This window comes from Vibrio sp. S12_S33 (genome assembly GCF_963889785.1).
Classification (GTDB): Bacteria; Pseudomonadota; Gammaproteobacteria; order Enterobacterales; family Vibrionaceae; genus Vibrio; species Vibrio aestuarianus.
On the sequence record NZ_CAWPQZ010000012.1, the window covers coordinates 65,183 to 89,850 of the forward strand.

The 24,668-nt window shown below is 42.3% G+C and carries 26 protein-coding genes and 1 tRNA gene; 17 read left to right on the forward strand and 10 right to left on the reverse strand.

Features of this window, described 5'->3' with window-relative positions; translation table 11 throughout:
- Positions 1-22: 22 nt before the first annotated feature.
- The 4 genes from AACW06_RS07980 to AACW06_RS07995 all read left to right on the forward strand — a co-directional run bounded on the left by AACW06_RS07980 (position 23) and on the right by AACW06_RS07995 (position 2,572).
- Positions 23-472 (forward strand): L-alanine exporter AlaE, encoded by a 450-nt coding sequence (locus AACW06_RS07980; protein WP_192074669.1) that lies wholly within the window; start codon positions 23-25, stop codon positions 470-472.
- Between the two features lie 165 nt (positions 473-637).
- Positions 638-725: transfer RNA gene (locus tag AACW06_RS07985), tRNA-Ser, on the forward strand.
- 312 nt (positions 726-1,037) lie between these two features.
- Positions 1,038-2,270: a tyrosine-type recombinase/integrase gene (locus AACW06_RS07990; protein ID WP_192074670.1), complete on the forward strand. Its 1,233-nt coding sequence runs from the start codon at positions 1,038-1,040 to the stop codon at positions 2,268-2,270.
- Positions 2,271-2,362: 92 nt separating this feature from the next.
- Entirely contained in the window at positions 2,363-2,572 is a 210-nt protein-coding gene (locus AACW06_RS07995) for a helix-turn-helix transcriptional regulator (RefSeq protein ID WP_192074671.1), read from the forward strand.
- A 46-nt stretch (positions 2,573-2,618) separates the two neighbouring features.
- Here the strand turns inward: AACW06_RS07995 and AACW06_RS08000 are convergent, their stop codons facing one another.
- Positions 2,619-3,515: a hypothetical protein gene (locus AACW06_RS08000; protein ID WP_192074672.1), complete on the reverse strand. Its 897-nt coding sequence runs from the start codon at positions 3,513-3,515 to the stop codon at positions 2,619-2,621.
- 380 nt (positions 3,516-3,895) lie between these two features.
- Between AACW06_RS08000 and AACW06_RS08005 the strand changes: the two genes are divergently transcribed.
- Complete coding sequence (locus tag AACW06_RS08005; RefSeq protein WP_088732629.1) at positions 3,896-4,534, forward strand: inovirus Gp2 family protein; 639 nt, start codon at positions 3,896-3,898, stop codon at positions 4,532-4,534.
- Positions 4,535-4,573: 39 nt separating this feature from the next.
- Here AACW06_RS08005 and AACW06_RS08010 read toward each other — a convergent pair whose 3' ends face one another.
- The 4 genes from AACW06_RS08010 to AACW06_RS08025 all read right to left on the reverse strand — a co-directional run bounded on the left by AACW06_RS08010 (position 4,574) and on the right by AACW06_RS08025 (position 7,577).
- On the reverse strand, positions 4,574-6,049 hold the full coding sequence (locus tag AACW06_RS08010; protein ID WP_192074673.1) for a hypothetical protein: 1,476 nt from the start codon (positions 6,047-6,049) through the stop codon (positions 4,574-4,576).
- Entirely contained in the window at positions 6,049-6,744 is a 696-nt protein-coding gene (locus tag AACW06_RS08015) for a hypothetical protein (RefSeq protein ID WP_192074674.1), read from the reverse strand. Before AACW06_RS08015 ends, AACW06_RS08010 begins: the two co-directional genes overlap by 1 nt.
- 105 nt (positions 6,745-6,849) lie before the next feature.
- Positions 6,850-7,185 (reverse strand): hypothetical protein, encoded by a 336-nt coding sequence (locus tag AACW06_RS08020; protein WP_039554195.1) that lies wholly within the window; start codon positions 7,183-7,185, stop codon positions 6,850-6,852.
- Positions 7,186-7,325: 140 nt separating this feature from the next.
- Positions 7,326-7,577 carry a hypothetical protein gene (locus AACW06_RS08025; RefSeq protein ID WP_006712693.1) on the reverse strand — a complete coding sequence of 84 codons (252 nt, stop codon included), beginning with the start codon at positions 7,575-7,577 and terminating at the stop codon, positions 7,326-7,328.
- A gap of 29 nt (positions 7,578-7,606) precedes the next feature.
- On the opposite strand from AACW06_RS08025, the gene AACW06_RS08030 reads away from it, so the two are divergent.
- Entirely contained in the window at positions 7,607-8,125 is a 519-nt protein-coding gene (locus AACW06_RS08030) for a ribonuclease HI (protein ID WP_176312367.1), read from the forward strand.
- Positions 8,126-8,380: 255 nt separating this feature from the next.
- Here the strand turns inward: AACW06_RS08030 and AACW06_RS08035 are convergent, their stop codons facing one another.
- The 3 genes from AACW06_RS08035 to radC are packed head-to-tail and all read right to left on the reverse strand — an operon-like array spanning position 8,381 to position 9,772.
- Positions 8,381-8,824, reverse strand: a complete 444-nt coding sequence (locus AACW06_RS08035; protein ID WP_176312362.1) for a DUF2787 domain-containing protein — start codon at positions 8,822-8,824, stop codon at positions 8,381-8,383.
- 46 nt (positions 8,825-8,870) lie between these two features.
- Entirely contained in the window at positions 8,871-9,299 is a 429-nt protein-coding gene (locus AACW06_RS08040; protein ID WP_176312361.1) for a DUF2787 family protein, read from the reverse strand.
- Positions 9,296-9,772, reverse strand: a complete 477-nt coding sequence (radC, locus tag AACW06_RS08045) for a RadC family protein (RefSeq protein ID WP_176312360.1) — start codon at positions 9,770-9,772, stop codon at positions 9,296-9,298. The genes AACW06_RS08040 and radC overlap by 4 nt, the downstream gene beginning before the upstream one ends.
- Positions 9,773-9,921: 149 nt before the next feature.
- On the opposite strand from radC, the gene AACW06_RS08050 reads away from it, so the two are divergent.
- The 6 genes from AACW06_RS08050 (at position 9,922) to AACW06_RS08075 (ending at position 14,429) form a co-directional block, all read left to right on the forward strand.
- Entirely contained in the window at positions 9,922-10,098 is a 177-nt protein-coding gene (locus AACW06_RS08050; RefSeq protein WP_176312359.1) for an AlpA family transcriptional regulator, read from the forward strand.
- A gap of 127 nt (positions 10,099-10,225) precedes the next feature.
- Positions 10,226-10,366, forward strand: coding sequence for a hypothetical protein (locus tag AACW06_RS08055; RefSeq protein ID WP_082957075.1), 141 nt, complete (start codon positions 10,226-10,228; stop codon positions 10,364-10,366).
- 55 nt (positions 10,367-10,421) lie between these two features.
- Entirely contained in the window at positions 10,422-10,640 is a 219-nt protein-coding gene (locus AACW06_RS08060; protein WP_274694195.1) for a hypothetical protein, read from the forward strand.
- A 259-nt stretch (positions 10,641-10,899) separates the two neighbouring features.
- Positions 10,900-12,849, forward strand: coding sequence for an ankyrin repeat domain-containing protein (locus tag AACW06_RS08065; RefSeq protein ID WP_192074675.1), 1,950 nt, complete (start codon positions 10,900-10,902; stop codon positions 12,847-12,849).
- A 77-nt stretch (positions 12,850-12,926) separates the two neighbouring features.
- Positions 12,927-13,775, forward strand: a complete 849-nt coding sequence (locus AACW06_RS08070; protein WP_192074676.1) for an HNH endonuclease — start codon at positions 12,927-12,929, stop codon at positions 13,773-13,775.
- 39 nt (positions 13,776-13,814) lie between these two features.
- Positions 13,815-14,429, forward strand: a complete 615-nt coding sequence (locus AACW06_RS08075) for a hypothetical protein (protein ID WP_238336657.1) — start codon at positions 13,815-13,817, stop codon at positions 14,427-14,429.
- Here AACW06_RS08075 and AACW06_RS08080 read toward each other — a convergent pair.
- Together AACW06_RS08080 and AACW06_RS08085 are read right to left on the reverse strand one after the other, a co-directional pair.
- Positions 14,426-15,082, reverse strand: a complete 657-nt coding sequence (locus AACW06_RS08080) for a HEPN domain-containing protein (RefSeq protein ID WP_176312355.1) — start codon at positions 15,080-15,082, stop codon at positions 14,426-14,428. The genes AACW06_RS08075 and AACW06_RS08080 overlap by 4 nt on opposite strands.
- 87 nt (positions 15,083-15,169) lie before the next feature.
- A complete protein-coding gene (locus AACW06_RS08085; RefSeq protein WP_176312354.1) occupies positions 15,170-16,030 on the reverse strand; it encodes a helix-turn-helix transcriptional regulator in 861 nt (286 codons plus the stop codon).
- A gap of 298 nt (positions 16,031-16,328) precedes the next feature.
- Here AACW06_RS08085 and AACW06_RS08090 point away from each other — a divergent pair, with 298 nt between their 5' ends.
- The 5 genes from AACW06_RS08090 to AACW06_RS08110 all read left to right on the forward strand — a co-directional run bounded on the left by AACW06_RS08090 (position 16,329) and on the right by AACW06_RS08110 (position 24,629).
- Positions 16,329-17,768, forward strand: a complete 1,440-nt coding sequence (locus AACW06_RS08090) for a hypothetical protein (RefSeq protein WP_238336658.1) — start codon at positions 16,329-16,331, stop codon at positions 17,766-17,768.
- A gap of 186 nt (positions 17,769-17,954) precedes the next feature.
- On the forward strand, positions 17,955-19,682 hold the full coding sequence (locus AACW06_RS08095; RefSeq protein WP_100752971.1) for a DEAD/DEAH box helicase: 1,728 nt from the start codon (positions 17,955-17,957) through the stop codon (positions 19,680-19,682).
- Between the two features lie 2 nt (positions 19,683-19,684).
- Entirely contained in the window at positions 19,685-21,634 is a 1,950-nt protein-coding gene (locus AACW06_RS08100) for a 3'-5' exonuclease (protein ID WP_192074678.1), read from the forward strand.
- Positions 21,635-21,775: 141 nt separating this feature from the next.
- A complete protein-coding gene (locus AACW06_RS08105) occupies positions 21,776-23,383 on the forward strand; it encodes a class I SAM-dependent DNA methyltransferase (protein WP_192074679.1) in 1,608 nt (535 codons plus the stop codon).
- Positions 23,373-24,629 (forward strand): restriction endonuclease subunit S, encoded by a 1,257-nt coding sequence (locus AACW06_RS08110; protein WP_192074680.1) that lies wholly within the window; start codon positions 23,373-23,375, stop codon positions 24,627-24,629. The genes AACW06_RS08105 and AACW06_RS08110 overlap by 11 nt, the downstream gene beginning before the upstream one ends.
- Positions 24,630-24,668: the final 39 nt, after the last annotated feature.

The following is a 24,668-nucleotide window of genomic DNA, read 5'->3' on the forward strand; positions in this document are numbered from 1 at the left end:
ATATATGTTGTTGAGGAAGGTAATGAAAGTTCGTGGCCCATTTTGTATTCGTCATGCTGCTGCTGACACATTTGCAATGGTCGTTTTTTGCTTTGTTTCTGGGATGATCATTGAGATTTTTATCTCTGGGATGACTTTTGAACAATCGTTAGCATCTCGAACATTATCGATTCCTGTCAACATTGCTATCGCATGGCCTTATGGCGTGTTTCGAGATTTCGTTTTACGTTTAGGGCGGAAGTGGTCGAATTCAAACCTAATGAAGAGTATTTCAGATTTAATTGCATTCGTTTTGTTCCAATCACCTGTTTATGCGGCCATTCTTTTGGTTGTTGGGGCATCAACAGAACAAATTATTACGGCTGTTTCAAGTAACGCTATCGTTTCATGTGGAATGGGTGTGTTATATGGTTATTTCTTGGATATGTGCCGCCGCTGGTTCCGTGTGCCAGGCTATTACCAAAGTATGTAACTGCATGTTTAGTACGCAGCTATTGTCGTTGATTTCAACTAATAAGCTAATAAGTAACCAAACGCGCTGATAGTGTGGATTTTTTTAAGATTTTGGCTTGACCTGCCTCTCCATAATCATTAAATTAGCGCCTCGTTGACTGATACAGTTAACACGATCAAATACGGTGAGTTGTCCGAGTGGCTTAAGGAGCACGCCTGGAAAGTGTGTATACGGCAACGTATCGAGAGTTCGAATCTCTTGCTCACCGCCACATTCAAGTTTAAAGACGTCTCAGGACGTCTTTTTTCTTATCTAAAATTTATCAAAATCAATGAGTTACGGTTTCGTAGCGTTCCATAAAGTGTCGTAAAAGCGCTTGTCTAGAGTAATACTTAAAGTAATACCCAGTATTCCTACTTGATGCTAGTATTACTTTTGAGCACTAAATCAGGTATTACTTTGTTGTCATTTTCTCTATCAATTCGATCTTTAACTTGATGTAAGTTAAGCAGTTATCGATCAAAAGTAATACCTAGATTTTTCGAAAATTGAGCTTTGTTCAGGTATTACTTGAGGGATCAAAATGGCGAATAATCTCACGGCTAGGCAAGTCCAAACGGCAAAGCCCAAAGATAAGCTCTACCGATTATCTGATGGCGGCAATCTCTACTTCTGTGTGCGTACAAGCAATTCACGATCTTGGCAGTTTCGTTATAAACGACCTGGCCAGGACAAAATCACTTATCTTTCCTTTGGTACTTATCCAGACATGTCCTTGGCAGAAGCGCGAGAGAAAGCGCTAGAAGCTCGAAAGATGCTTGCGGATGGTATTGATCCTCAGTTGGCCAAAGAAGAGCAAAAAGCCAAAGTTATTGTTGAGCAAAATGCGACGTTCAAGTTTGTTGCTGAGCAGTGGAAGGCTACGAAAGAAGGGCAGATAAAAGAGAAGACTCTCAATGGTAACTGGCGCAAGCTCGAACTCTACGCTTTTCCAAAGCTTGGCACCATTCCAGTAAGTAAGATCACGGCGCCAATTGCTATAGCTGCTTTACGGCCAACTGAGTCACAGGGTCTACTTGAAACAGTTAAACGTACTGCGCAGTTAATGAATGAGATCATGAATTATGCTGTAAACAGCGGAGTGATTCATTCTAATCCATTATCTGGTATCCGTGATGTGTTCAAGAAGCACAAAGTAGTGCACATGAAAGCGCTACAGCCTCATGAGATACATGAGCTTATTCGCACGGTAGCAACTGCCAATATTCAGCATGTGACGCGCTTTTTGATTGAATGGCAGCTTCATACTATGGTTCGCCCTAATGAAGCGTCAGGCGCTCGCTGGGAAGAAATAGATATGGCAAACCAGCTATGGATTATCCCGAAAGAGCGCATGAAAATGAACCGTGAACATGTAGTTCCACTTACGACGCAAACTCTTGCAATTCTTGAAGCGATCAAGCCAATTAGCGGACATCGAGACTATATATTTCCTTCGAGCCGCAATCCTAAGGTCCCCACTGATTCCGAGACCGCCAACAAAGCGCTTGGCAGAATGGGCTTTAAAGATAGAACGACGGCTCACGGTCTGAGGGCACTTGCTAGTACCACACTCAATGAAAAAGGGTTTGATGCTGATGTGATTGAAGCTGCGCTGGCTCACACCGATAAAAACCAAATACGCAAAGCCTACAACAGAACAGACTACCTCGACTCTCGGCGACAACTCATGTCCTGGTGGAGTGGGCATATCGAGAAATCAAGTTATGGAAGTTACAGTGTTACAGGTTCACGTCATTTAAGCCAGGTTATCTGATTTATGGCCGTAATATACGGCCACTTGCTATCGTTCAAAATTTTTACAGGCATATGTTATCTATGTGGTATTCACAAACAGAAGAGGTATGTATGCCTAAATCAACTATCCGTTTGATCCGTCTAAATGAAGTGCTTGGCATGACTGGCTTATCACGTTCTTGTATGTACCGCTTTATCGAAGCAAACCAGTTTCCGGCGCAAGTTCCGCTTGGTGGACGTGCTGTTGCTTGGGTAGAGAGTGAGGTGCAAGAGTGGATTCAGCAGCGTGTTAACGCTAGATATTACTATGCTGAGTTATGATTTATTTGAGGGCTCTTTTGCCCTCATTGAATATTAATCAGAGAATCTACAGAGAATCATCGCCCTCATTGAAAGCTTCCCAAGAGGAATTGACCAGTCTTTCAATTACATCAATCATGCTTGTTTCATGGAAATCGGCAACTTCTTGAAGTCTTTTTTTTGTTTTATCTTTCATTAAGAAGCTAACGCTAACTTTATTCTCATTTTCAGCTTTTTTCCTGAATTTGTGCTGGCTCCATGCACGCTTGAACCGTTCGTATAACTTAGCTTGTTCTCGTTCACAGAAGCATAAAGAATGAAAAATACCTTCTATGATAGGGACGTAATTTTTCTCAGTAATTAAGTTTAAAGGGAGGTTCTCGTACTCTTCTAAAATCAATTTGTTTTCTGATATGTATTCAACAGCCCATCTCGCTTGCTCTTTGTTGCCATTTTTTAACCATTTGAAATTGAAGTGTTTTTTTGACAAAAAGTAACCATCTTTCAAAATTCTTATTAGCGACTTTATTTTTTCAGGGTCTTCATTTATTGAAAGTATGGATGTTCTTAATTTTGCCTTTAAAGATGTCATGTCAGAGCATTGCATGATGTCATCTGATAATGCGTAGGATAGCTCATATTCTATCGATAAACGCATAAGCATAAATACCAGTATTGATTTGTCATCCGAATCTAAAAAATCAATGCAATCCTCGCCAATTATGCCCTCTATAATTCTGCTAATTCTTGATATTGCAACGCTGCTATTGCTAGACCTTAATGGTGATCTCTTAGCTAACCCTTCTTCAATGAGATCAGATAATCGTTTTCGATTTAAAGAGATTTTATCTTCAGGGATTTCGAAGAAACCTTCTTGATTCCCCCTGATTATTATTTGTTCAAGTGATGTTTGAGATAATTTCTTTAAGTAACTCTTAAGTGTTTCTTCGTTTGGCTGATTCATTTTTTCTACTTAGTAGTTTTTTGATAGTTACAAAGTAGCATTGTTGGTGAATCTTTGTATCATTTTAGTAGTTAATATTTGTTCTTAACCTAGAATTTATCTTAGTGTAAGCGCAATTTTTTGATACTAATCGCACTATTTTCCTTAGAACTTAACTTCAGAGTTATCAGTTTTGAACTGATTGGCCGGTAACTTACACCACTACGCTCATCTGAAATGTTTTGCTAGGTCTAGCTTTGAAGTGGGCAAGGAACAAGTCTTTCCTTATCCAAAGTTAAGATAGGGGATTGCGGTTATGGTTAATATACCTCCATGGTGAGGTGAGATTATTTTTAACAACCATCCACCTTTCTATACCGAACCAACCAGAGGTATAGAAAATGAAAACATTGAAAAAGAAAGTCACTCATAATGATGAGTTCAATGGCCTACCTGTTTTGAAACAGAAAGAAGGGCTGTTAGTTGATTATCTACAAAGGATTTATGACACGCTGGATTTAGCTTTGGATGATCATCCTAGAACGATGGCGGTCAGAGTCGATTTGCGATTACCGCTTTTAATGGTGATGGAAGAATCCAATTTGATGAAAAACTTCATTGCTTCGTTGGATGCGCAAATACAGGCTGATTTAAGAAGGAAAGAGAGAGCAGGAAAGCCGAAGCGGAAATGTCGATTAAGATATGTATGGGTGAAGGAAAAAGATAAAGCGTTACATCATCACTATCACCTTGTTCTGCTGTTTAACAAGGATGTATATAACAGCCTGGGGTCATTCTCTAACCGAAACAACCTATCTCACAAAATTAAAACGGCATGGTGTCGGGCATTAGATACTGATCTTGATGATGGCTGTCGTCTAGTGCACTTTCCTGACAATTGTGTATACCACATCGATGTAAATAGCCTTAGGTCTTCTTCTGTTCTTGACGAGCTATTTCGTCGTCTCAGTTACTTTGCCAAAGTACGCACCAAGCAATTTGGTACTGGAAACAGAAATTTTGGTAGCTCAATAAAATAAAAAAAGAGAGGGGATACATCCCCTCTCGACTCGTTATGATTAGTTAGCAGGCACTATGGGCAGCTCTTCACACATACCTATATGAGCCACGTCCACTAGAGTATCTAGAGAGTCACCACACTGCGTTTGGTGAGTGCCGTTAGGGTAAGTGGTACGTACAATCCAGATACCTTTGTCGTTCACGTCCGTGATAACGTTTTTCTCAGCTGTGTTGACAACTGATGTACGAGTCCAACGTGATGCACTGTAAGATTCAGTTGAGTCCAGTGAGTAGTTCCAAGTCGAGAACTGGTCCAGTACTGTTGGGTCTGTTATGTTAGAATACAAACCATCGTTGATTAGATCATCGATAACAGCATCGTCACCAAAGTCAAAACCCCACATACCAGCTTGTAGTAACACATTGCCGTCTTTCAATTCACGAATGACGTTAGCGTAAGGTACGCTAGAAGAGTACACGAGTGGATCTGCACATGCAGTATGGTCGTCAACTAGAACAGAAGCTGATACAGAGAATGTAACGGTGTCGTTACCGTAGTCTTTTGAGTTCTGTACGTAATCATTAGTTAGACCACAACCGTATTTGCTGATTTCTGGTAGGTAGTCGATTAGGTCATCAGTATATTTTTGCACTGCGCCTTCTTCGGCTTTGATTTTGTTACGGTAAACGATGAGACGGCCTACAGTTTCTAAGTCAGCAGATACTTCAAATACACGTAGAGAATGTGTGTCGGCATCAAACACGCGTTCTTCACGATACCACTTAGTGAAATTACCTGCGTCGTCTTTCTCAACGTAGTACTCAACTGTAGCTTTCCAGGCGTTAGGGTTCGCATCGACTAGAGCTGAAGTTTCAGCGTAGCCTTTTGCTAGACCGCTGGTTAGAAGCTGGGCTAGTTGATGCTGCTCGGTGTTACCAGAAGCGATGAAGTCTGCGTATAGCTCGTTAGCAGGAATGTTGTAGCGGTTACCCAACTCGTATTCCTTCTCAGCGACTAGACGTACAACTTTGTTTTGCGCTTCAGTATTAGCAGCCAACTCTTTACAGTTTCTTACACCACTTTGTAATAGGTCTGTTTCAACAGCTGACCAAATCACTGTAGTGAATGGAGTAGTAGCAAATACATCTTCGCCGACGTTCTCAGATGAGAATGAGGGCGGAAAGGTTAAACGATAAGGTTTATCAACTAACCCATAATCGCTATCGTATGCACCAGCAGGTACATCGACGATAATCGGCGAGTACTCTTTACAGATTAAGTCATCTTCTTCAATCACAAAATCGAAGCGTCCGTTTTGGTCAGTAATATCACGTGGTTCGTTCTCGTCCATTACACCATTGAAGTTGTAGTCGAGGAATGCAGTTGCACCTTCAACATAACCATCAATCGCCAGTCCGCTAACTTTGGCAGGCGTACTTGGATTAGTACTACCTCCGTTACTACCGCCACCACATGCGGCTAGTAGTAATAACCCAGATATACCCATGGTCGATTTTATCGTTGTGTGTTTCATTATGTGAGTTCCTTCTTAGAGAGGGGAATGTTGCTAAGTGAAAAATTGTTGGGGTAGTGATAAGCAAAAGTGGTTAGATACGCCGACAAAACCTCATCGATGAGGACTGCGTGAAAGATGTTTTGATATTGGTATGCAAGGTAAAGATGACCCTGCTCCACGATAAATCCCAGTGGATTGATATACAGACTCTGAGGTACGTTTATGAGTGATAACCTAACTTCACGTTGGTAAAACACGGCAGTACATAAGGTTTCAAAAACCATACTGCTAGTTTCCTTGATGCAAGAAGCGACAGGCTGTCGAATATCGATCAGTTTGCGCTTAGTGCTTAGAGTGCTAAAAGGTGCGAAAGCACTATCTACCATGAGATGGTAAGAACGTGGTAAGAGCGTTTTCAAGTAGGCTTCAGCCCACAGAAAAATCATGTGTTCACGGGGACCTAAGGCCAGTTTTGAATTCGCTGTACGGCGGTAACCATAAGGCTTGCTTGTCGCATCTTGTTCAACATCAAAGTAAGTCAATAAGCAATCAAGGCCGCGCTGGATAGTACGTTTGCTTCGGGTGATCCCTTTATCGCTAAGGGCAAGTTGCAGTTCACGTGCTGTTATTTTCCGTATTGTGGGGATTAATGAATAAATCTCGAATATCAATTCGAGGTGCTCGGCACTTCGTCGATTTGTACTAATAGACATAGGACCACCAAATTTTAAGCACACTTATCTAGCCCCAAAACATGAATGTTTGGAGAGAGCGCGGGAAAAATGGGAGGACTGGTGGCCACACAGTCCTAGTTAGGGTTACTTCTTAAAGTTCACTACAAGCTTGTCAGCCAGTGGATACTTAGCGATTTCATAGTCGGGGTTTAACGTCGCAACTTTATGAGCTGCGATGGCGGCGGCTGACGCTAAACCAAAGATGACCGCTGGGCCTGAGGCTAGAGCCGCTGCCATGGTGGCAGAGCGTCCTGCGGTATACACACGGCACGAAAGGCCTTGTTTTTCTATTAGTCGCTCTACCTTCTTCACCGTTTGGTTGAAATTTTTCACATTCGTTAAAGTGAATGATTCATGGCGACGAATAAGGTCATTTAGAGATTGTTCATCTACGTGATGTAATACGTTGCTTTTACTCATTTGCTTTATCCTCGATCCGCACGTAGAGCACGGTGCTGTTAATTGTTGAAAGAATACGGACGAGTGAGACAGATAATGTCTCACTCAATTTTATTGGTATGGTTTTGTGAATTGACACGCATATTGCTTGTGCCATGAAGTTAAAGGTCATTCCTCACGTCACGAATATCGCTGAGATAGTAGCCACGCTGGATGAGCTCAAAGCTTGCCAAGAGGCAGCGTAAATGCAGGGTGGGGTGATGCTTTGTTTCTTCAAATAAATCGTGGTCACTGAGTTCTGTCATTTCAGCTTTGACCTTTTGAAAGTGGGCACTGAGATGGTGATAGCCTGCGAGGGCGGCTTTCAGTAGGGCCTTTAAGATCTTCTCGCGTAGCGGAGAAAAGGTGGTCATAACGTGTCCTTATGGTTCAGGGCACAGTGATGCGAGCGTACTTCATTTTTCACATCACATCCTTATCTGATGAGAGACAAGCACGTTGCGTTGTCAAAATAGAAAAGGAACAAACAATGAAAAATGAATCATGCGCGTTGTATATCGCAGTCACAGCGTCCAGTGTAGGTGGCGGAATTGGTTTGGTGGTGTATGACAAAGCTGGTGAGTTAATGGACCGACAATGTTTACCTATGCAGGGTTCCACCAGTAATACTGAGCTAGAGTTGATAGCGCTGGTGGAGTGTATGCAGTATGCAAGGGATGGCGATGTTATCTATACCAGCAGCGATTTCTGTGCTCGTGGGTTTAACGAGTGGATTGATACCTGGAAGAAAAAAGGCTGGCGAAAGTCGGATAAAAAACCAGTGACTAATCGTGACTTATGGCAACAAGTCGATGTGCTTCGAGCTGAGAAATACGTTGAAGTGAACAGAGCAACTGCAAGCAGCCATCCTGCTTTGACAGAAGCGTATAACATGGCAAAACAAGCACTTGGCAAATTGTAGACGAGTTTGCTTAAGCTCAGATTTTAGAACGTGCTCAGCCCTTGTGTCACAAGGGTTTGGCTCTCTCTCAAAGACGAGTGCTTGCAATAAAATAGGCCGATATAATGTCCTAAATGGGGCGCTATATCGGCTTTATTTTTTGTCTGTCCATCACGGTTAAACACTGGGTTTTACCTTCGACTTTACGTGATCTGTCAAGTCATCAATCCATGGTGTTAATGCATTGTAGTTAGTTGCAAAGTAACTCAGGGAAGTTCATTGCGGTGCGACGGAAACCTGGTCATAAGCTTCCATATCGGCGTATGCAAGAAAGTTACTTTCCCATAACTGGTAAAGCTCTACCGCAGAGCGGTTCCCTTTGATAGGTCCCCAGCCGCAATACTGTGCGTAAAAGGACTGATCGCGAAAATCAAAATCTAAGCAGCGTTCAATCTCAGGAAAGTAGTTCCCTACATAAGCAAAGTCAGTGATGTATTCAATGTTCCAGCGGCCATCTCTTGATTGGCCTAGAGCGATTTCTACAGGATGAAAACCGCCATCTTCTGCGTTGTATGAACTGTCACGAAAGTTAAAGACAAGATAAGTGCTGGTGGCAATATGCTCCTCATCTGCGAGCTTCTCGATAAGACTTTTACTCAGAAGAGAATGGAGTGATTTTGAAACAGGCAAGCTTGAAGTATTAAACAAAATATCAGACATGATGATGCCTCCTACAAAGGTAAGATTAAAGTGAACAGTAAAGGATTTAACGGATTTGGCTTAACTGGATATCGCTGAATGCTCGGCGATTTATGTGTCGCTCTAGTGCTGTGCACCAGGTGTTGAAAAGATCTAAAACAGCAGGCTGAGAGAGATCAGCAGTGCCAGCATCGGGCTGATAGCACCAATGGTTACGTAAATGAAAGTACAGCTCGACATCAAGGGATTGGGCACTATCGCTTTGATAAGAAAAACTGGCTATAAACGCCAAGGACCAAGGCGCTCGATCATTGTCTCTGCTTAATTGTATTTCGACTGGGTGTAAGCCCATTCTGGATTGATAGTATGTCGGATCTCTAAAGTTGAATACTAAGCGCTTTGCATCATCAGGAACCTTGAAACGCGTCAAAAGGTTATCCATCGTTTCACAAAAACTGATTGGCAGCCGGATACCTCTGTAATCATCAATGATCATAGCAACCCCCTCTCAGCAAATGAGACGCAACTGTCTCCCACAACGAAATGGTCAAGCACTCGAATGTCCACCAGCGAGAGTGCTTCTTTTAAACGCTCAGTGATCCGTTTGTCCGATTGTGATGGTTCAGGATAGCCGGAAGGATGGTTATGGGCGAAGATCACCGCAGCGGCGTTAACGTGCAGCGCTTCTTTCACGACTTCGCGAGGATAAACGCTTGTGGAATCAACCGTGCCACGAAACAGCTCTTTAAACTCAATCAAGCGGTGCTGATTGTCTAAGAACATGACCGCGAAAACTTCATGTTCATACCCTGCCAATTTGAAGCGTAAGTAATCTGAGGTTGCCGCGGGACTTGAAAACGCATCACCACGAACATAACGATCTTTGAGTATTTCAGCGGCTTCTTCGAGCACTCGGTGCTCATATTCTTTTTGAGGTAACAAACTACCGTAACGGGGAAGTTGGGACATATTTAGGCTTCCTGTATCTGTCATGGAATGGATTCACAGAGATGACATATACCTGAAGAATTTTTGATTATACGTACTCTACGCCGATGCCACTTTTTTTTACCGAACCTGCTTATCCCATGAGGACCACAGCCATAGGAGGACGTCCCATGAGATTTCTAAAGCTAAAAGAAGTAATGGAAAAAACAGCATTAAGCCGTTCAGCGATTTACCGAAAAATGAATGATGGTGAGTTTCCAAAATCCATCAGTTTGGGGGATAGGGCCGTGGCTTGGGTGGAAAGTGAGGTCGATGAGTGGATGGAGGAGTGCTTACAACAACGATGAATTTTGAAATACAGGAAGGTCCCCAAGAATAAATAACAATTTAAAAATATTCTCTCCAATCACCTCGCCGATTTTTATAGTCCTGATTACTAAGATGTAACTGTTTTAATCAACCAGGAGCTATACCATGACGGAATCTAAGAAACCTTTAACTCAAACTGATGTTCGCCGCATACAGTCAGCCACAGCAAAAGCCAATGGAGGCAAAATCCCAAAAGGCAGCTTTGCGGCCAAAGCTCAGAGTGTCGTAGATAAGCGTTCTAAATAACTAATTTTGGCATAGGGTCGGTTTGCGGCCCTATAAAGGAGTTTATATGCGAAGAATGAGCAAAGATAAGGATATCAATAATTTTGTACGTTCATTAATGAAATTGAGCTGCTGGACCGCTATCCGTGGTACCAAACATATTGCATTGTTATCGCCTTTAGGTAAACGTATAACCATACCTTCCACTCCCAGTGACCGACGGGCTTACATTAACTTCAAGAAAGACATTCTAAGGATAATCAGCAATGAAGCTGCTTCACAAAAATCGAGCTAAGCCGTATCCCACTATTCAGTGTTTACTTCGCGAAGTCGCTATTGCATTTGACGTAAAAACAGCTAGTGACGAAGATGACAGCAGGCGTGCTGCGAAGCAACTTGATGATAGCTGCAAAGTAGAAGAGCTGAGCATCGACAAGTATCATGCAATTCTATCGTTCAATATTCTGAACCCAATAAGACAAAAGTTTGATGATGAGATATCAGCGAGAGTTGAAAACTTTTTGGTTAACTTACTCAAACGTTACGCTCATTGGATGAAAAACTATCCATTGGATTGTCTTTCTGTTGAGCAGGCGAATGAACTGTTTGAGCGCACGCGGTTTTTTGAAAATCTTGTACTTAGTTGCTTTTTGAATGAAGAGGAAGCTGGACAAGCTCTCAGTCTGCCAAATGACATAGAGCTAACCTTATTCAATCCGGACATGCTTCCATTACTTCAAAGCTGTTTTGATGATAAGGACATGAAAGACCGGCTACGAACGTGGTGGAATGGAACTGAACTTCCTTCTTTTCGTTTTGTGATGAGTATGGATAGCGCAGCTGATCACGCCTTATCGGACGAATCATGGAGAATGATCAAGTGGGGTATCATTAGCTCGCGTTTTGTTCGTTATATACAATCAAGTTCGACGTTTACGAACGTATCATTTTCACATGCAAAAGCCTTTCTGGACGCTAACAGGAATCGTAGTAAAAATTATCATGAGTTCTGCGAACAGATCAGTTCATTGAAACAGTGGTACGAGGCAGTCAGTCATACTTCAAAGTCTGTGACCCACAAGAACGAGTTTGAAAAGCGGTTAACAAACTTGGAGCTGGTGATTGATGGGCTTCCTAGCAAGATAGAAGCGTACCATCATCTACTTTGGTACAAAGCCAGGCATTCGATTTGGTCTGGGGAGCTAACCGAAGCGAACGAGTACTATCAGCAAGCGTATACAGCGGCTTTGTATCGGGATCATTCAAATGCAGCGCTAGGGGAGATCATCAAAGAGTCGTTGTTGGTCGCCGCTCATCAAACTAGGCCAGATTTAGTTTTTCTCAAAAGATTAAAAACAGCACAGGTCTACTTTTTTAATGAACTGATGCCAGCGAAGTACCAAGCAGAAGATTCAGGAAAATACCTGGTTCTAGCTAACAACGAAGTGGAGGCTTATCGCACTGAATTTAAGCGTTACTTCCCTGATGAACTTTGTTATCCAGGAATTAAATGGTCGGAATACAAGCAAAAAGTCGGTCATATCCTAGAAGAGATTGACTCTTCTGATCAGCTTGACTCTAAACGTCAGAAAATTGAAATTGGTCTTGATGGGGGAGCTAAGCGAAAGACAACACCACTTATCTATGCTTGTTTAAATAACGACGTTGAGGAAGTTGAAAAGCTGCTTAAATTGAATGCGAGTGTTAATGCTCTTTCTGAAGTGGGAGAGTCCCCGCTTTTGATTGCTTTAGCGAATCTTGATTTTAGTGAGCCGACGTCGCCACTTGACGACTCAATTTTCAATCTTGTCTCAGAGCATGCGCACAGTGAGAAAACTCTAAATACAGTCTCTACACGAAAAATGAACTTCCCTTTGTTTGCAGCGGTTGAGAGTGGTCGTCCAGATATCGTGAAAAAGGTGCTATCGATGAGCAAGGATATCACTATCGATCTGAAGGGAAGTATTGAATATCAAACGTCGCTGTATGCTTGTTTGGGTAAGCTGGCAATGATTAAGAATCCGAGCAAGTTCAAGGAAAGTCTTATGTCGATGCCAAGTGAAGAGGCAGTGAATCAGCTTAGGCCTCTATTCGCAGGGACGAGCTCACCATTTAATGCTGAGTTAAGTTCTCATTTGAGTGCTCAACAACAGGACCAAAGATTCCTCGCGATGATGGACGCTCTATTTGAATATATGACGGAACGCTTCCCCAAACCTTCTTCTATGCGCCAGATTGCTCGAATCCTATTAAATGCTGGTGCCAATCCAAATATTGAAGTGGTAAAAAATGGTATGCGTTATACGCCGCTGATGCTGGCTGCGGAGCTCAACGAGTTACAATTGTTCAAAAAAATGATCGAACAGGGTGGAGACTGGAAGAAAACTTATACGGTACCGGTTGGTAGATCTTTTCCTAAAAGAGCCATTGATTGCTTGGATATTGCGGAATACTTCAAGTCCTATGATGTTGTGCGTTATGTACAAAAGAACCTAACCGATTAAGCTACATCGCTTTTCCTGTTTAATAGCTAGTGCATATACTTACTAGCATCGGTAGTTTAGGAATAAGTGAACCAGTTATGAAAATCGGAAAGTTAGTACAGGCACTCCTACCTAAGATACTAGAGTATTGCGAGAAAAAAAGTCACAACGAGTTCGCGCGCCTTTGTGATGCAGAATACTCCAAGCACAATTTTAACCTCAACTTTCCTTTTTTGGTTCCAATCAGTAGCCTTCCTTCGGATTTATCCAAACGATATTGGACCAAAGTTTACTTGGTGCGTGGGAAAACTGTTCGTGCATGTAGTCAGTGGTTTGAAAAAGACGCGGTTTACTTTACTAAGTACTTAAAACGGATCGGCATCGATTATGACCAATCTCAGTTGGAGAGTGAGTTACTTGAATCAAGAACGACACCCTCGCGCAAGCTATCAGCACCAACCGCCAGAGCCAATAGCCGCTACCGTGGTAATGCGATAGGCAATGCTCAAAACCTATTAGTGCGAAATATCCTTAGTAACCTTGGGACAGAGCAGTTTTCTGAAGAAGATTGGCAGGCAACCAAAGCCTACTTCAACCATCAATGTGCTTATTGTGGAGAGTCAAAGGAACTGGCGATTGAGCACGCAATCCCTATTAATAAGGTTTACCTAGGAGAGCATCGTCTTGGGAACTTAGTACCTAGCTGTAGAGAATGTCATAGCGCAAAGGCAAGCAAAGATTTTCGTGAGTTCCTAGAAGGGTGTGATGACAAGATTAAGGCAATTGAAGCCTATATGGACGAGAAAAACTACGTACCTCTTGAGAACAACGATCAGGTGTCACTGATCCTAGAAATGGCCTATCGAGAGGTTGGCACAGTGGCTGAGCGATATATCACAATTATCAACGAGCTATTTGTATCGGAAGACGATGAGCAGCACCGATAATACCTACCGATTTAAGCAAATTTAGATTTGAGGAGCCCGATGATGTCTTTGCAAAATAGAGTAAGCCCATGTGGAGAACTACTGACTGATGATGCTCGAGGTTCGTGGCTCGGGAATAGAGGGATTCTTCACAATGAAAAGAAAGAAATTATACGCTCTTGGAAGCATAAAAATTGGGTGCTTTGTGAACTGAGTTATAAAGATCGAAGGCGTGAGGTTTTTAGCCGCAATAGCTACTCCGAACTGTTTTTTCTTGATGAGGCTACCGGGTTGGCGGCAGGGCATAGACCTTGCGCCTCGTGCAGAAGGCAAAGATTTAATGAGTTTAAACAAGCGTGGAATGCAGCTCAGCTAAGTGAGTCGAAAGTGGACAAAATAGATAAAATCCTTCATCAAGATAGAGCGGTAAGGGGAGGTAAAAAAGTTACGTATACCGATATGCTTTCGAATTTACCTGATGGAGTGTTCATCGAGCAAGAAGGAAAGCCTTGGCTCGTTTGGAACAATGAACTGCATGAATGGCGCCCAGATGGTTATAGGGCTCGAACAGAGATATGCGGTGATTTGAATGTTACGGTTCTAACGCCAAAATGTATGGTTGATATCATAAATGCAGGGTTTATCCCACAGGTTGACGAGTCAGTTGCGAGCTAGTTCTGGTTGATAAGCGGATAAACAGCCTCACCCCAAATCTTGTCTGCTGAGTCCATCATGATTTCAATAATACTCGGAACCAGTTTTTCTAGAATACCGCAGCAGTCTTTGATCTGCTGCCTATTTGCCGAGCTCAAGTAAGTAGCTCCGCCATGGATTAGCTGGTTGCGTAGGGTGTATAGGCGAGAAAACAGTATAGATAGGACTTTCGCCGTATCATTTTGACTCAGTGCTTTGTTAGCGGCGACTTTGGCTTTGCTGCGTTCGCTCTTCCAGGTATCTTCATTAATTCTGCCTGCATGATAATCCCAATATGCCTGGAGGATAAATTCGTTATCCAAGATCACTCGAATAGTGTTGGAATACTCTTCCCAAACTAAATTGTGTAATTGCTCTCGCTGATCACAAGTGATGAGTTTTTCTAAGAACTTGCCATAAAGGCCTTGCTCGCCGAATTGTTGCCGTTGTTCAAATTCTTGCGCATAAGCGGAGTTGAAAGCGATCCACAGGAAAATAAACTTAGAGTCATCATCGTCACAAAGTTCTGACTTATTCAGCCAACTCAAAGCACGATGTACACGTAGGCTAAGATTCTGGGGATAGCTATCTCGTTCCGCTCTTTGACGCTGTTTTAATTCTTGGTAGGTTCGCATGCGGTCACCCAAAACATATCGCTAATGTTCTGTTAGTATATAAGCAGTTTTATGCTTATAAATTGACCTGTTATGCAATTTCGGCAATTAGAATATCAGGTACTGTTTTAGTTCCTCAAAGTTCGCCACAATGATTTGCTGACCTTTAGGATTTGAATCCAGTACATTAATATCGATATTATAGGCATCGAGAACATAGCGAACCAACGCAGCATTGGTTGGTATTGTGAGTGTACCTTTTTCCATACCGTAATCATGTTCAACGACATTGGCTTGAACTTCTGTAAGTCGTGGGTCAGGTTTTAAATCAACTGTGAGGGGAGTATTCCATAACTCGTCATGCTCACTTCCTTTTACTCTTTTGGCCTCAAGCATTGGAATACCTCTTATGCGACTGAGCACAAAATCACGATAATCATTCGCATGCTCACAATAGGCCCGAACATGCCAGCGTAGAGGTGTGCAAACGAGGGTATGTGGAGAGATGATCCGTTCAACTTCAATACCGTCTTTGAGTGATGTGTAGCTTATGTCGACACGTTTGTTCTCTCTAATAGCTTGGACTAAAGGACGCAAGGCTTGTGGTGATATATTGCGAGTAACAGGGCGGATCATGGCAACATTTTCAAAACCCATATCGAGTTCTTTAAATGTGATGGTCATATCTTCACTTCTCGAAAGAATGTGCAAATATTCATCAGCATGACCCTTTGTTACTTGTGGGCTAAAGCTATCACTGGGCTTGTAGCCTTTCAGCTGTTTATCATAAACAAGGTTTCCTGGAGCGATATCGGCTAGATAGGTGTTGATGTCTTTCGAAGCTTGCTGTCTGCCAATACCAAAACTTTGGATTAAGTGATTGGTGGTTAGCCTTCCTTCCCATACCGCAATAATCTCAATCATTCTGTATCGAAAAAGCAGATCCCATCGAATTGGCCATTTACTCATTTTAGACTCCTGTCTAGTTATTCGACATGTTTATGTACTCAGTATTTACCTGTCGCTAATGAAGTCATATTATTTTTAGGTCAAAGATTCGTCAAGAACTATAGGGGAGAAAGCTATGAGCGAGATCCATATTACGCGCGCAGTAGATAAGAATACAAAAGCGTCAGTATCAATAGAGTCCGTTGAAAGTGGTCTGCAAGACAATATCGTTTGTGCGTGTTGTGGTGCAAAGCTAATTGCGAACAAAGGGAAGAAAAGGGCTTGGTATTTCTCTCACTATTTTGACGAAGCGTGCATATTGGCATATGAAACGCAACTACATCTAACAGCAAAAGAATACTTCGCTAAGGTCGGAAAAATACCGCTTCCTCTTGATATTGGTTGGGTGACGCCTGATGCTTGTTCGGAGCTTAATATTTCAGGGGTCCAGGTTGAAGTCTACATGGATGGGCGTAGGCCTGATTTAGTTGTTGAAGTTGGAAGTGAGCAGTATTGGGTTGAAATTGCCAACAAGCATAAATGTGAAGCGGATAAAATTTGGGATTGTCGAACTAACGGTAAGAACGTGATTGAGATTGATGTTTCTGATTGTGGACAATTAGATCAATTTGATTCGTTAGATAAGTGTCTGATTAGACTGCAATCACTTAACCCTTGTAATGATTATCTTGATGTAATTGCTAGTAACACTGCAACCAAACATGAAACAGTTAGAAAGCAGTTTGAAGCATTAAGGCGTTCTCAAAAGCAATTACAAAAAGAAGAAAAACAGCAAGAAAAAGCAGTGAAAACTCTTGAGGAACGCATAGAAGATCAACAGAAGAAGTACGAAGAACGACTAGAAAAAATGAGATTTCGTGAAAGTGCTCAGGATGAAATTTTAGCTGAGCTTGAAAGAGCCATAGGTACACATGAGACTCTTCTTCATGAAGTCAAAATGCGAAAAGAAAATCTTGAAAATGAGATGGATGAGAAAGTCGACTTAAGGCTTGCTGAACTTGATGAGTTGAATGAAGTGGCACTAGCAGTTCTTAAACGTACATTGGGCGAAGAATGGTTGCAGGAGAAGGAGCTACGACGTGAACGATTTGAACAGGAGCTAGCGGATGATTTTCGACGAAGATTCCAGAATGAATTAGATGAAATGGAATCAAGAAAGCAGGCTCATGAGAAGCTCACTAGCGAACTACGAGCATTAGAACATGAAAAGTCATTTTTACGTGATGAGGTGGACGCTCTAGTCGTCAATAAAAAACTGGTGCAAGAGCAGCAAGCTAAGCAAATAGAAGCTCAACTTTGTCCACTTATCGCACAAAGAAATGCGTTGTTTGATGAAGTTACGCGATTAACATCTATGGTTGAGGAAAAGCTGGTTGAGCATGATCTTATTGATACGTACGGAAACAATATTGAGGAGGTTAAAGAGTTTTGTTTAGCACGCACAGACTACCGGCAAACACTCCATCAGCGGGTGCAAGAATTTAAAGCTATTGAACGTCAATGCAATGCGTTACGAGCTGAATATGAAGAAAAATGTGTTCAATTAGATGTGATAATTAAGTTAGCTAATGAGTATGTGGCTGCGTTTAAGAATGGTTTTGATGTGCTGCAGAAAAAGGAGTTGTTAGCGCTCCTTCCTCCAAAGCTAGTATCAAGAATTCAGACTCGTTTAATTATGTTGTCAAGAAACGCTCAAGAAGAGTTAGATGACTATGAGCGGTTAAAATCAAATGTGTAGATGAAACACTCGCATACTTAAATCGGTTCTGATCACCGTGATAGCATTTTAGTAAGGCTTTTCAACTACTCTGCAATCATTATTGTTTATATAGTTGTATTTAATGTGATCCCTGTTAGGATATTATGGTTCTCTTATTCATGTTGATGAGTATCATAGACTTAGCATGTTTTTAGGATGATCTTAATGGAACTCTCCCCAGTATTGGAAAAATTAAAAGCCTTTGTGTATGCCGAACATCGGGCGGGTATGGAGAAGCTTTTAGAAATTTGGGAAAAACCGCTCAAAGATAAATTATACAAAGGTGAAACTCAGCAGATTAATTCTGTTAAGTCCCTTGGTAATGGTCAACTAGAAGTCACTCTTGGTAAGAATGAATCGAAATTTCGTGAAGGAGACATGGTATGCCTCCATTTGGGTGAAGCTCATATCGAACGGGTCATATCACAAGCAACAATTGAGGCTGAAGATGATGGTAAATGGCTACTTCGAGCTAAATTTGATCAAACAAAAATAACGAAATTGCAGAGTGATTGCTTTGCTGATCCTGATGGAATGGACTTAACATCGTTTTACGATAAAGCCTTGGAGGATGTCGCGACCTCGGCTATCGGTCGAAATACGCTATTGCCCCTACTAGCGCATAGTTTAAATACTGATCTTGTTGATGAAGATCGGTTTGATGATGCGGCAGATTACGCGCAAGAGTGTGGTTTAAATGACAAACAATGTGAAGCGGCGGCCTATGGGGTGGCATCACGTTATCTAGCATGTATTCAAGGGCCCCCAGGCACCGGGAAAACCAAGGTTATCAGTTTAATCGCCAAATTACTTGTAGAAGCGGGTGAGCGCGTTTTGCTCACCTCTCATACTCACATGGCAATTAATAATGCTCTTAATAAAATAGTGGATGAAAACGTACCTGTTATTAAGGTATGCGCCCATGGTGGGAATAAAGGTCTAAATTCAAAAGTAAAATCTTACGAGTCAGGTGATAAATGGCAAGAGATACCTGAAGGTGGGTACGTTATTGGTGCAACGCCATTTGCTACGTGTACTGAGCGCCTAGAGAGATTTGAATTCGATACTGTCATTTTTGATGAAGCAAGCCAAATAACATTACCGCTTGCCTTAATGGCGATGCGCAAAGGAAAACGATATGTGTTTGTTGGTGATCACAAGCAATTACCGCCAGTTATTTTGTCTCAATCTGTTTTAGCTGAAGGGTCTGCCTTTTCTGAATTTATTGCTGCTAATAATGAATTTTCCATTATGTTGGATTTCACTTACCGAATGTCACCAGCACTTACCGACTGGCCAAGTAAAACGTATTACAAAGGTGATCTTGTTTCTAAACGCTCGGCAGACAAATCAACGTTTAGACTTCCCAACGTTCCACTCAAATACAGCCAAATTCTTTCGAGTGAAGAGCCTTTTGTCTTTATTCGCACGCCGGGTATCAACAAACGAAGCTCAAATAGAGACGAAGCAGAGTTAGTTGCAGATATTGCTTATAGCGCGGTTGAATCAGGATTAGATGCAGAAGAAATTGGCATTGTGACGCCGTACCGTGCCCATGCTAAAGCGATAAAAAGTTGTTTGTCTGACAAGCTCGGAATTTTTTCATCGAAGTCGATTGTTACTGATACGGTTGAAAGGATGCAGGGGCAAGAAAGAGAGATGATTATCATCTCAATGTGCTCATCAGACCCCCAATATATTACAGCGATCGCTGATTTCTTTTTTCAGTCCGAACGTCTCAATGTTGCCATTACTCGCCCACAAACCAAGTTGATTCTCATTGGTCCCGAAATATCAGAATCATTTGCCTTGGGTATTGAGGAAGAGAGAGCTCGAAAGAGTGCTCTGGAGTATCGCTCTTTAATAAAACACAGCTGTAGAGTGGAGGTTTAGTCATGGCACATATAGAGACAATTACAGGTCTTGATCGCAAGGTAAGACGCCATTTCAAAAAAGTATTTGCTCAATTGGGCGATGATTTTTTTATTCGTGAGCCTCTAGACGATGCTTTAAAAGTGGCGCCCTGTATTGTTGAAGGGCCTTGTAATAGCTGGCTCTTTATCGGGTCGCATTCGCAGGCGCCAAGCCTAGTAGATGTTCAAATATTGCGTCGATTCAATGAGTTGCTGGTTGAGCGAGATTGTGCTCCAGTCCAATATCTCGCTGTGGTAGAAAATTTAGATTCGAACCACTCTCATTTGCCTGATTATGTTCAAGTTATTAGCCAAGCTGATTTTTATGCTAGTGGTGAACAAATCATCATCGACAAGCTGGTAGAGCTTTCAGCTGAGCATTTTGCCAGCATAAAAAAGAAGCTATTCCCAGAGTCTGTTATCCCGACACAGTGCAGTACGCGTAAGCAGCATTTAGTGAGTGATAACTCAGCAAGGTTATTGCCTTTTTTCCTTGATTATGACCAAGAATTAGCGACTCGGTTAGATATTATGGAGTCGGTAGATCAGGATGAAGAGCAGCAGGATGAGTTCTCGGTTCGTTTGATTAATGGTGTTGCCGGAAGTGGTAAAACGCTCATTCTAATTAATCGAGCAATCCTCTATTGCAAAAAATATCCTGAAAAAAAGGTGCGGCTGATTATCCATAATAACCCGGTGGTTGAAGATATTAAGCTGAAGTTTAAAACATGGTTAGGCGGAGAGCCTGCCAACCTTGAAATACAGACATTTCACTCCTTCGCGTGGCAGCAATACAGAGCAAAATTTAGATATGTAAGCGCCTTGTTCAAAGAGCAAGATGTTGAAGCCGCAAAGAAGAAAATTCTCAGTGATGCCAATACTTGCTATACAGAATTGTCGCTGAAAGACAGTCAAATTTGGGATGAACTTGAGTATATCAATGACTACCTGATCAAAGATAAGGATGAGTATCTAGAATATGACCGACAAGGTAGAGGATTCGCATTGCAGAAAAGCCAAAGGGAACATGTTTGGCAATTGTACGAAATTCTAGTGGAAAAGCTCTCAGATCCTAAGGGTTATCTTCCCCATATTTATATTAAAGAACTCGCATTATCTACTAAAGCGTTGCCGAGTTTCGATCATTTCATGATTGATGAAGCGCAGTTTTTTTCGCCATCTTGGCTTGAGGTTATTAAAAGATCGCTTGTGCCCGGAGGAAGCATTTTCATGTGTGCCGATCCCAATCAAGGCTTTCTAAAACGACGATTAAGTTGGAAAAGCGTCGGGTTGAATGTTCGTGGTAGAACTAAACGTTTGAACCATTCATACCGAACGACCTATGAAATTATGACCGCAGCAAATGCACTTTTGGAAGAGTTGGACGTTAGCCCTGAAGACTACGTTAAGCCCGATTTTGACCAAATGGCGCGGGGAAGTAAGCCCCATATTATCTATTCAAGAAGCCCGCAAGATGAGAATGCTCGCTTCTTAAATGAGATTGAAGCTTTAGTGAAGTCACAAGAAGTACCACTGCATCAAATTATGGTGGTTTGCAGCCGTCACTATAACCCGTGGAGTTTGAAAAAAGAGATTGAAAGTAGAACAGGCTATAACACCGTTGTGAATTACAACGATAAAAAAGATCTCGAAACCGCCGTGGGCAGCAGAATCAAAATCATGACGGTGAATAGTTGTACGGGCATGGAAGCTTCAACAACATTCGTGTTGGGAGCTGGGCATATCATTAATCAGGCTAAGCATATTGATTTCAGCGAATCAGAGCGCGAGGAAGCGCTGCAAGAATCGTTGCGTAAGCTCTATGTTGCCATGACGAGGGCGGGCCAAAAGCTGGTGGTATTCAGTACCGAAGTATTTCCGGATTCAGTGATACCCCACGTGGAATGCACTGGCGAGCTCTCAATGGCATAAATTAATTGGCAAAAGTGATTCGCTATCAAATGCAAAACCATGCATTTGCGATACAATACTGCGCATTAAATCTTGCCCTTATGTTGACTCATTATCAGCGGCATAAGGGCAAGTCCAATCTCAGAATAAGTAGTATCAAAAATGGCTAAAGCACCCGCTAACAAAAAAGCGACTAAAGGTTTTGAAGAAACCCTTTGGGATACCGCCAACCAACTGCGTGGCAGCGTTGAATCCTCCGAATACAAACACGTTGTGTTGAGCCTTGTTTTCCTGAAGTTTATCAGCGATAAGTTTGAAAAACGTCGTAAAAAAATGCTGGATGATGGGCAAGAAGCCTTCGTTGAGATGAAGGAGTTCTACCAGCAAGACAACATCTTCTATCTAGCAGAAGAGGCGCGTTGGTCGTTTGTTAAGGTGCGCGCTAAGCAAGATGACATCGCTGTTATCATTGATACGGCGCTGTCTACCATCGAAAAGAACAACCCAAGCCTTGCAGGCGCACTGCCAGATAACTACTTCTCACGCATGAATCTTGAAGTGAAAAAGCTCGCGTCACTGATTGATACTATTGAGAACATCGACACGCTAGCCAATCAATGCGACATGAGCGAGGAAGATCTCGTTGGTCGTGTTTACGAATACTTCTTAGGTAAGTTTGCCGCAAACGAAGGTAAAGGCGGTGGTGAATTCTATACGCCGAAGTCGTTGGTTACGTTATTGGCAGAAATGCTTGAGCCTTACCAAGGTAAAATCTATGACCCAGCTTGTGGCTCGGGCGGTATGTTCGTTCAGTCCTTGAAGTTCATCAAACAACATGAAGGTCGCACCAAAGACATCGCGATTTATGGGCAAGAGCTTACAGCAACGACGTACAAACTGGCGAAGATGAACTTAGCCATTCGTGGTTTAGCGGGTAATTTGGGTGAGCGCCCAGCCGATACGTTTTTTGCTGATCAACACAAAGATCTTAAAGCCGATTTCATCATGGCAAACCCGCCCTTTAACCTCAAAGATTGGCGCAGTGATGCAGAGCTAACCGATGATCCTCGTTTCTCGGGCTACCGCACGCCACCAACGGGTAATGCCAACTACGGTTGGATTTTACACATGCTCTCTAAGCTAAGCGAAACTGGTACCGCAGGTTTTGTCTTAGCTAACGGTTCGATGAGTTCAAATACCTCGGGTGAGGGTGAGATCCGCCAGCAGCTTATTGAGAACGATCGCGTAGAGTGCATGATTGCTCTGCCGGGGCAATTGTTCTACACCACGCAAATTCCGGTCTGTGTTTGGTTTATCACCAAAGATAAAACCGAAAACACGGTAAAAGGCTACCGCAACCGCGAAAAAGAAACCCTCTTCATTGATGCGCGTGCTATGGGCACCATGATTAGCCGCACCAATAAAGAGCTGACTAAAGCCGATATCGCACAAATTGCCGATACCTACCATGCATGGCGCAGTGATGAAGCGGAACTTAAAGCCCGCGTTGCGCGTGGTGAGTGCAAGGTTGAACAATATCAAGATCAAGCAGGTTTTAGTAAATCAGCCACTATTGACGACATTAAAGCGCACGACTACGTATTAACACCGGGGCGTTATGTTGGCGCCGCTGACGTAGAAGATGACGGCATTCCGTTTGAAATCAAGATGCGTGAACTTTCGCAAACCTTATATAACCAAATGAACCAAGCACAAGCGTTAGATAAAGTGATTCGCCACAATTTGGAGGCGTTGGGTTATGGGGAGTAACTTTTTCTCAACCACAATTGGAGAGCAGGTTACTCTTCAAAGAGGGTTCGATATAACCAAGAAGGAGCAACAGGAAGGGAATGTCCCAGTAGTTTCTTCAGGAGGAATATCAAGTTATCACAATGTATCAAAAGTTGCAGCGCCGGGAGTAGTGCTCGGTCGAAAGGGAACTTTAGGAACTGTCTATTTTATGGATGAGGACTTTTGGCCTCATGATACATCACTTTGGGTCAAAGATTTCAAAGGGAATAATCCACATTACGTGTACTATTTTTTTAAAGGAATGTCTGCGGAATTGAAAAAAATGGATGTAGGCGCTGCCAATCCTGCACTTAACCGCAATCATGTTCATCTGTTAAAAACTGAGTGGCCTTGCAGAGAGATTCAAGACAAAATAGTCTCTATTGGAGCGGCATTAGATAAAAAAATCACCCTCAACAACCAAACTAACCAAACTTTAGAAGCTATGGCGCAAGCGATCTTTAAATCTTGGTTTGTCGATTTTGATCCAGTCAAAGCCAAAATGAATGGCGAGCAACCAGCCGGAATGGATGCGGTAACTGCCTCGCTTTTCCCAGAAAAGCTCGTTGAGTCTGAGTTGGGTTTGATTCCTGATGGATGGGAAGTATTGCCATCCGAAAAGGTTGCGACTGTTGCTATAGGTAAAACGCCGCCACGCAAAGAACCTCAATGGTTTTCAGAAGACAGTAAAGATGTTACTTGGATTTCCATCAGAGATATGGGCAATTCAGGGACGTTTGCGCTTTATTCTTCGGAGTATCTAACGCAAGAAGCTGTCGATAAGTTTAATGTTAAGGTTATCCCAGACAACACTTTGATTCTTAGCTTTAAATTGACTGTCGGTCGTGTAGCTATTACTCATGGTGAAATGACGACCAATGAAGCTATTGCTCATTACAAATTGAGTGATAACGCTCGGGTTTCAACGAATTATTTATATTCTTACATGAAGCAGTTTAACTTCGAGTCATTGGGTAGCACGTCATCAATAGCAAAAGCTGTTAACTCTAAGATTATCAAAGCTCTTCCTGTGATAGTGCCATCGAAAGAGATCCTAGGTAGTTACGATAGTCTAGTTAAACCTTTATTCGACAAAATAAAGTCGAATCAAATGGAAAACAAGAACCTAGAAGATCTTCGTGACACGCTTCTTCCTAAATTGCTTTCGGGCGAAATCGAGTTAAGCAACTTGCAAGTTGAACAAGCAAAAGTGCTGGTGGAATAACACAGTTAGTCGATCTATCGAAATTTTGTCCCTCTGAGC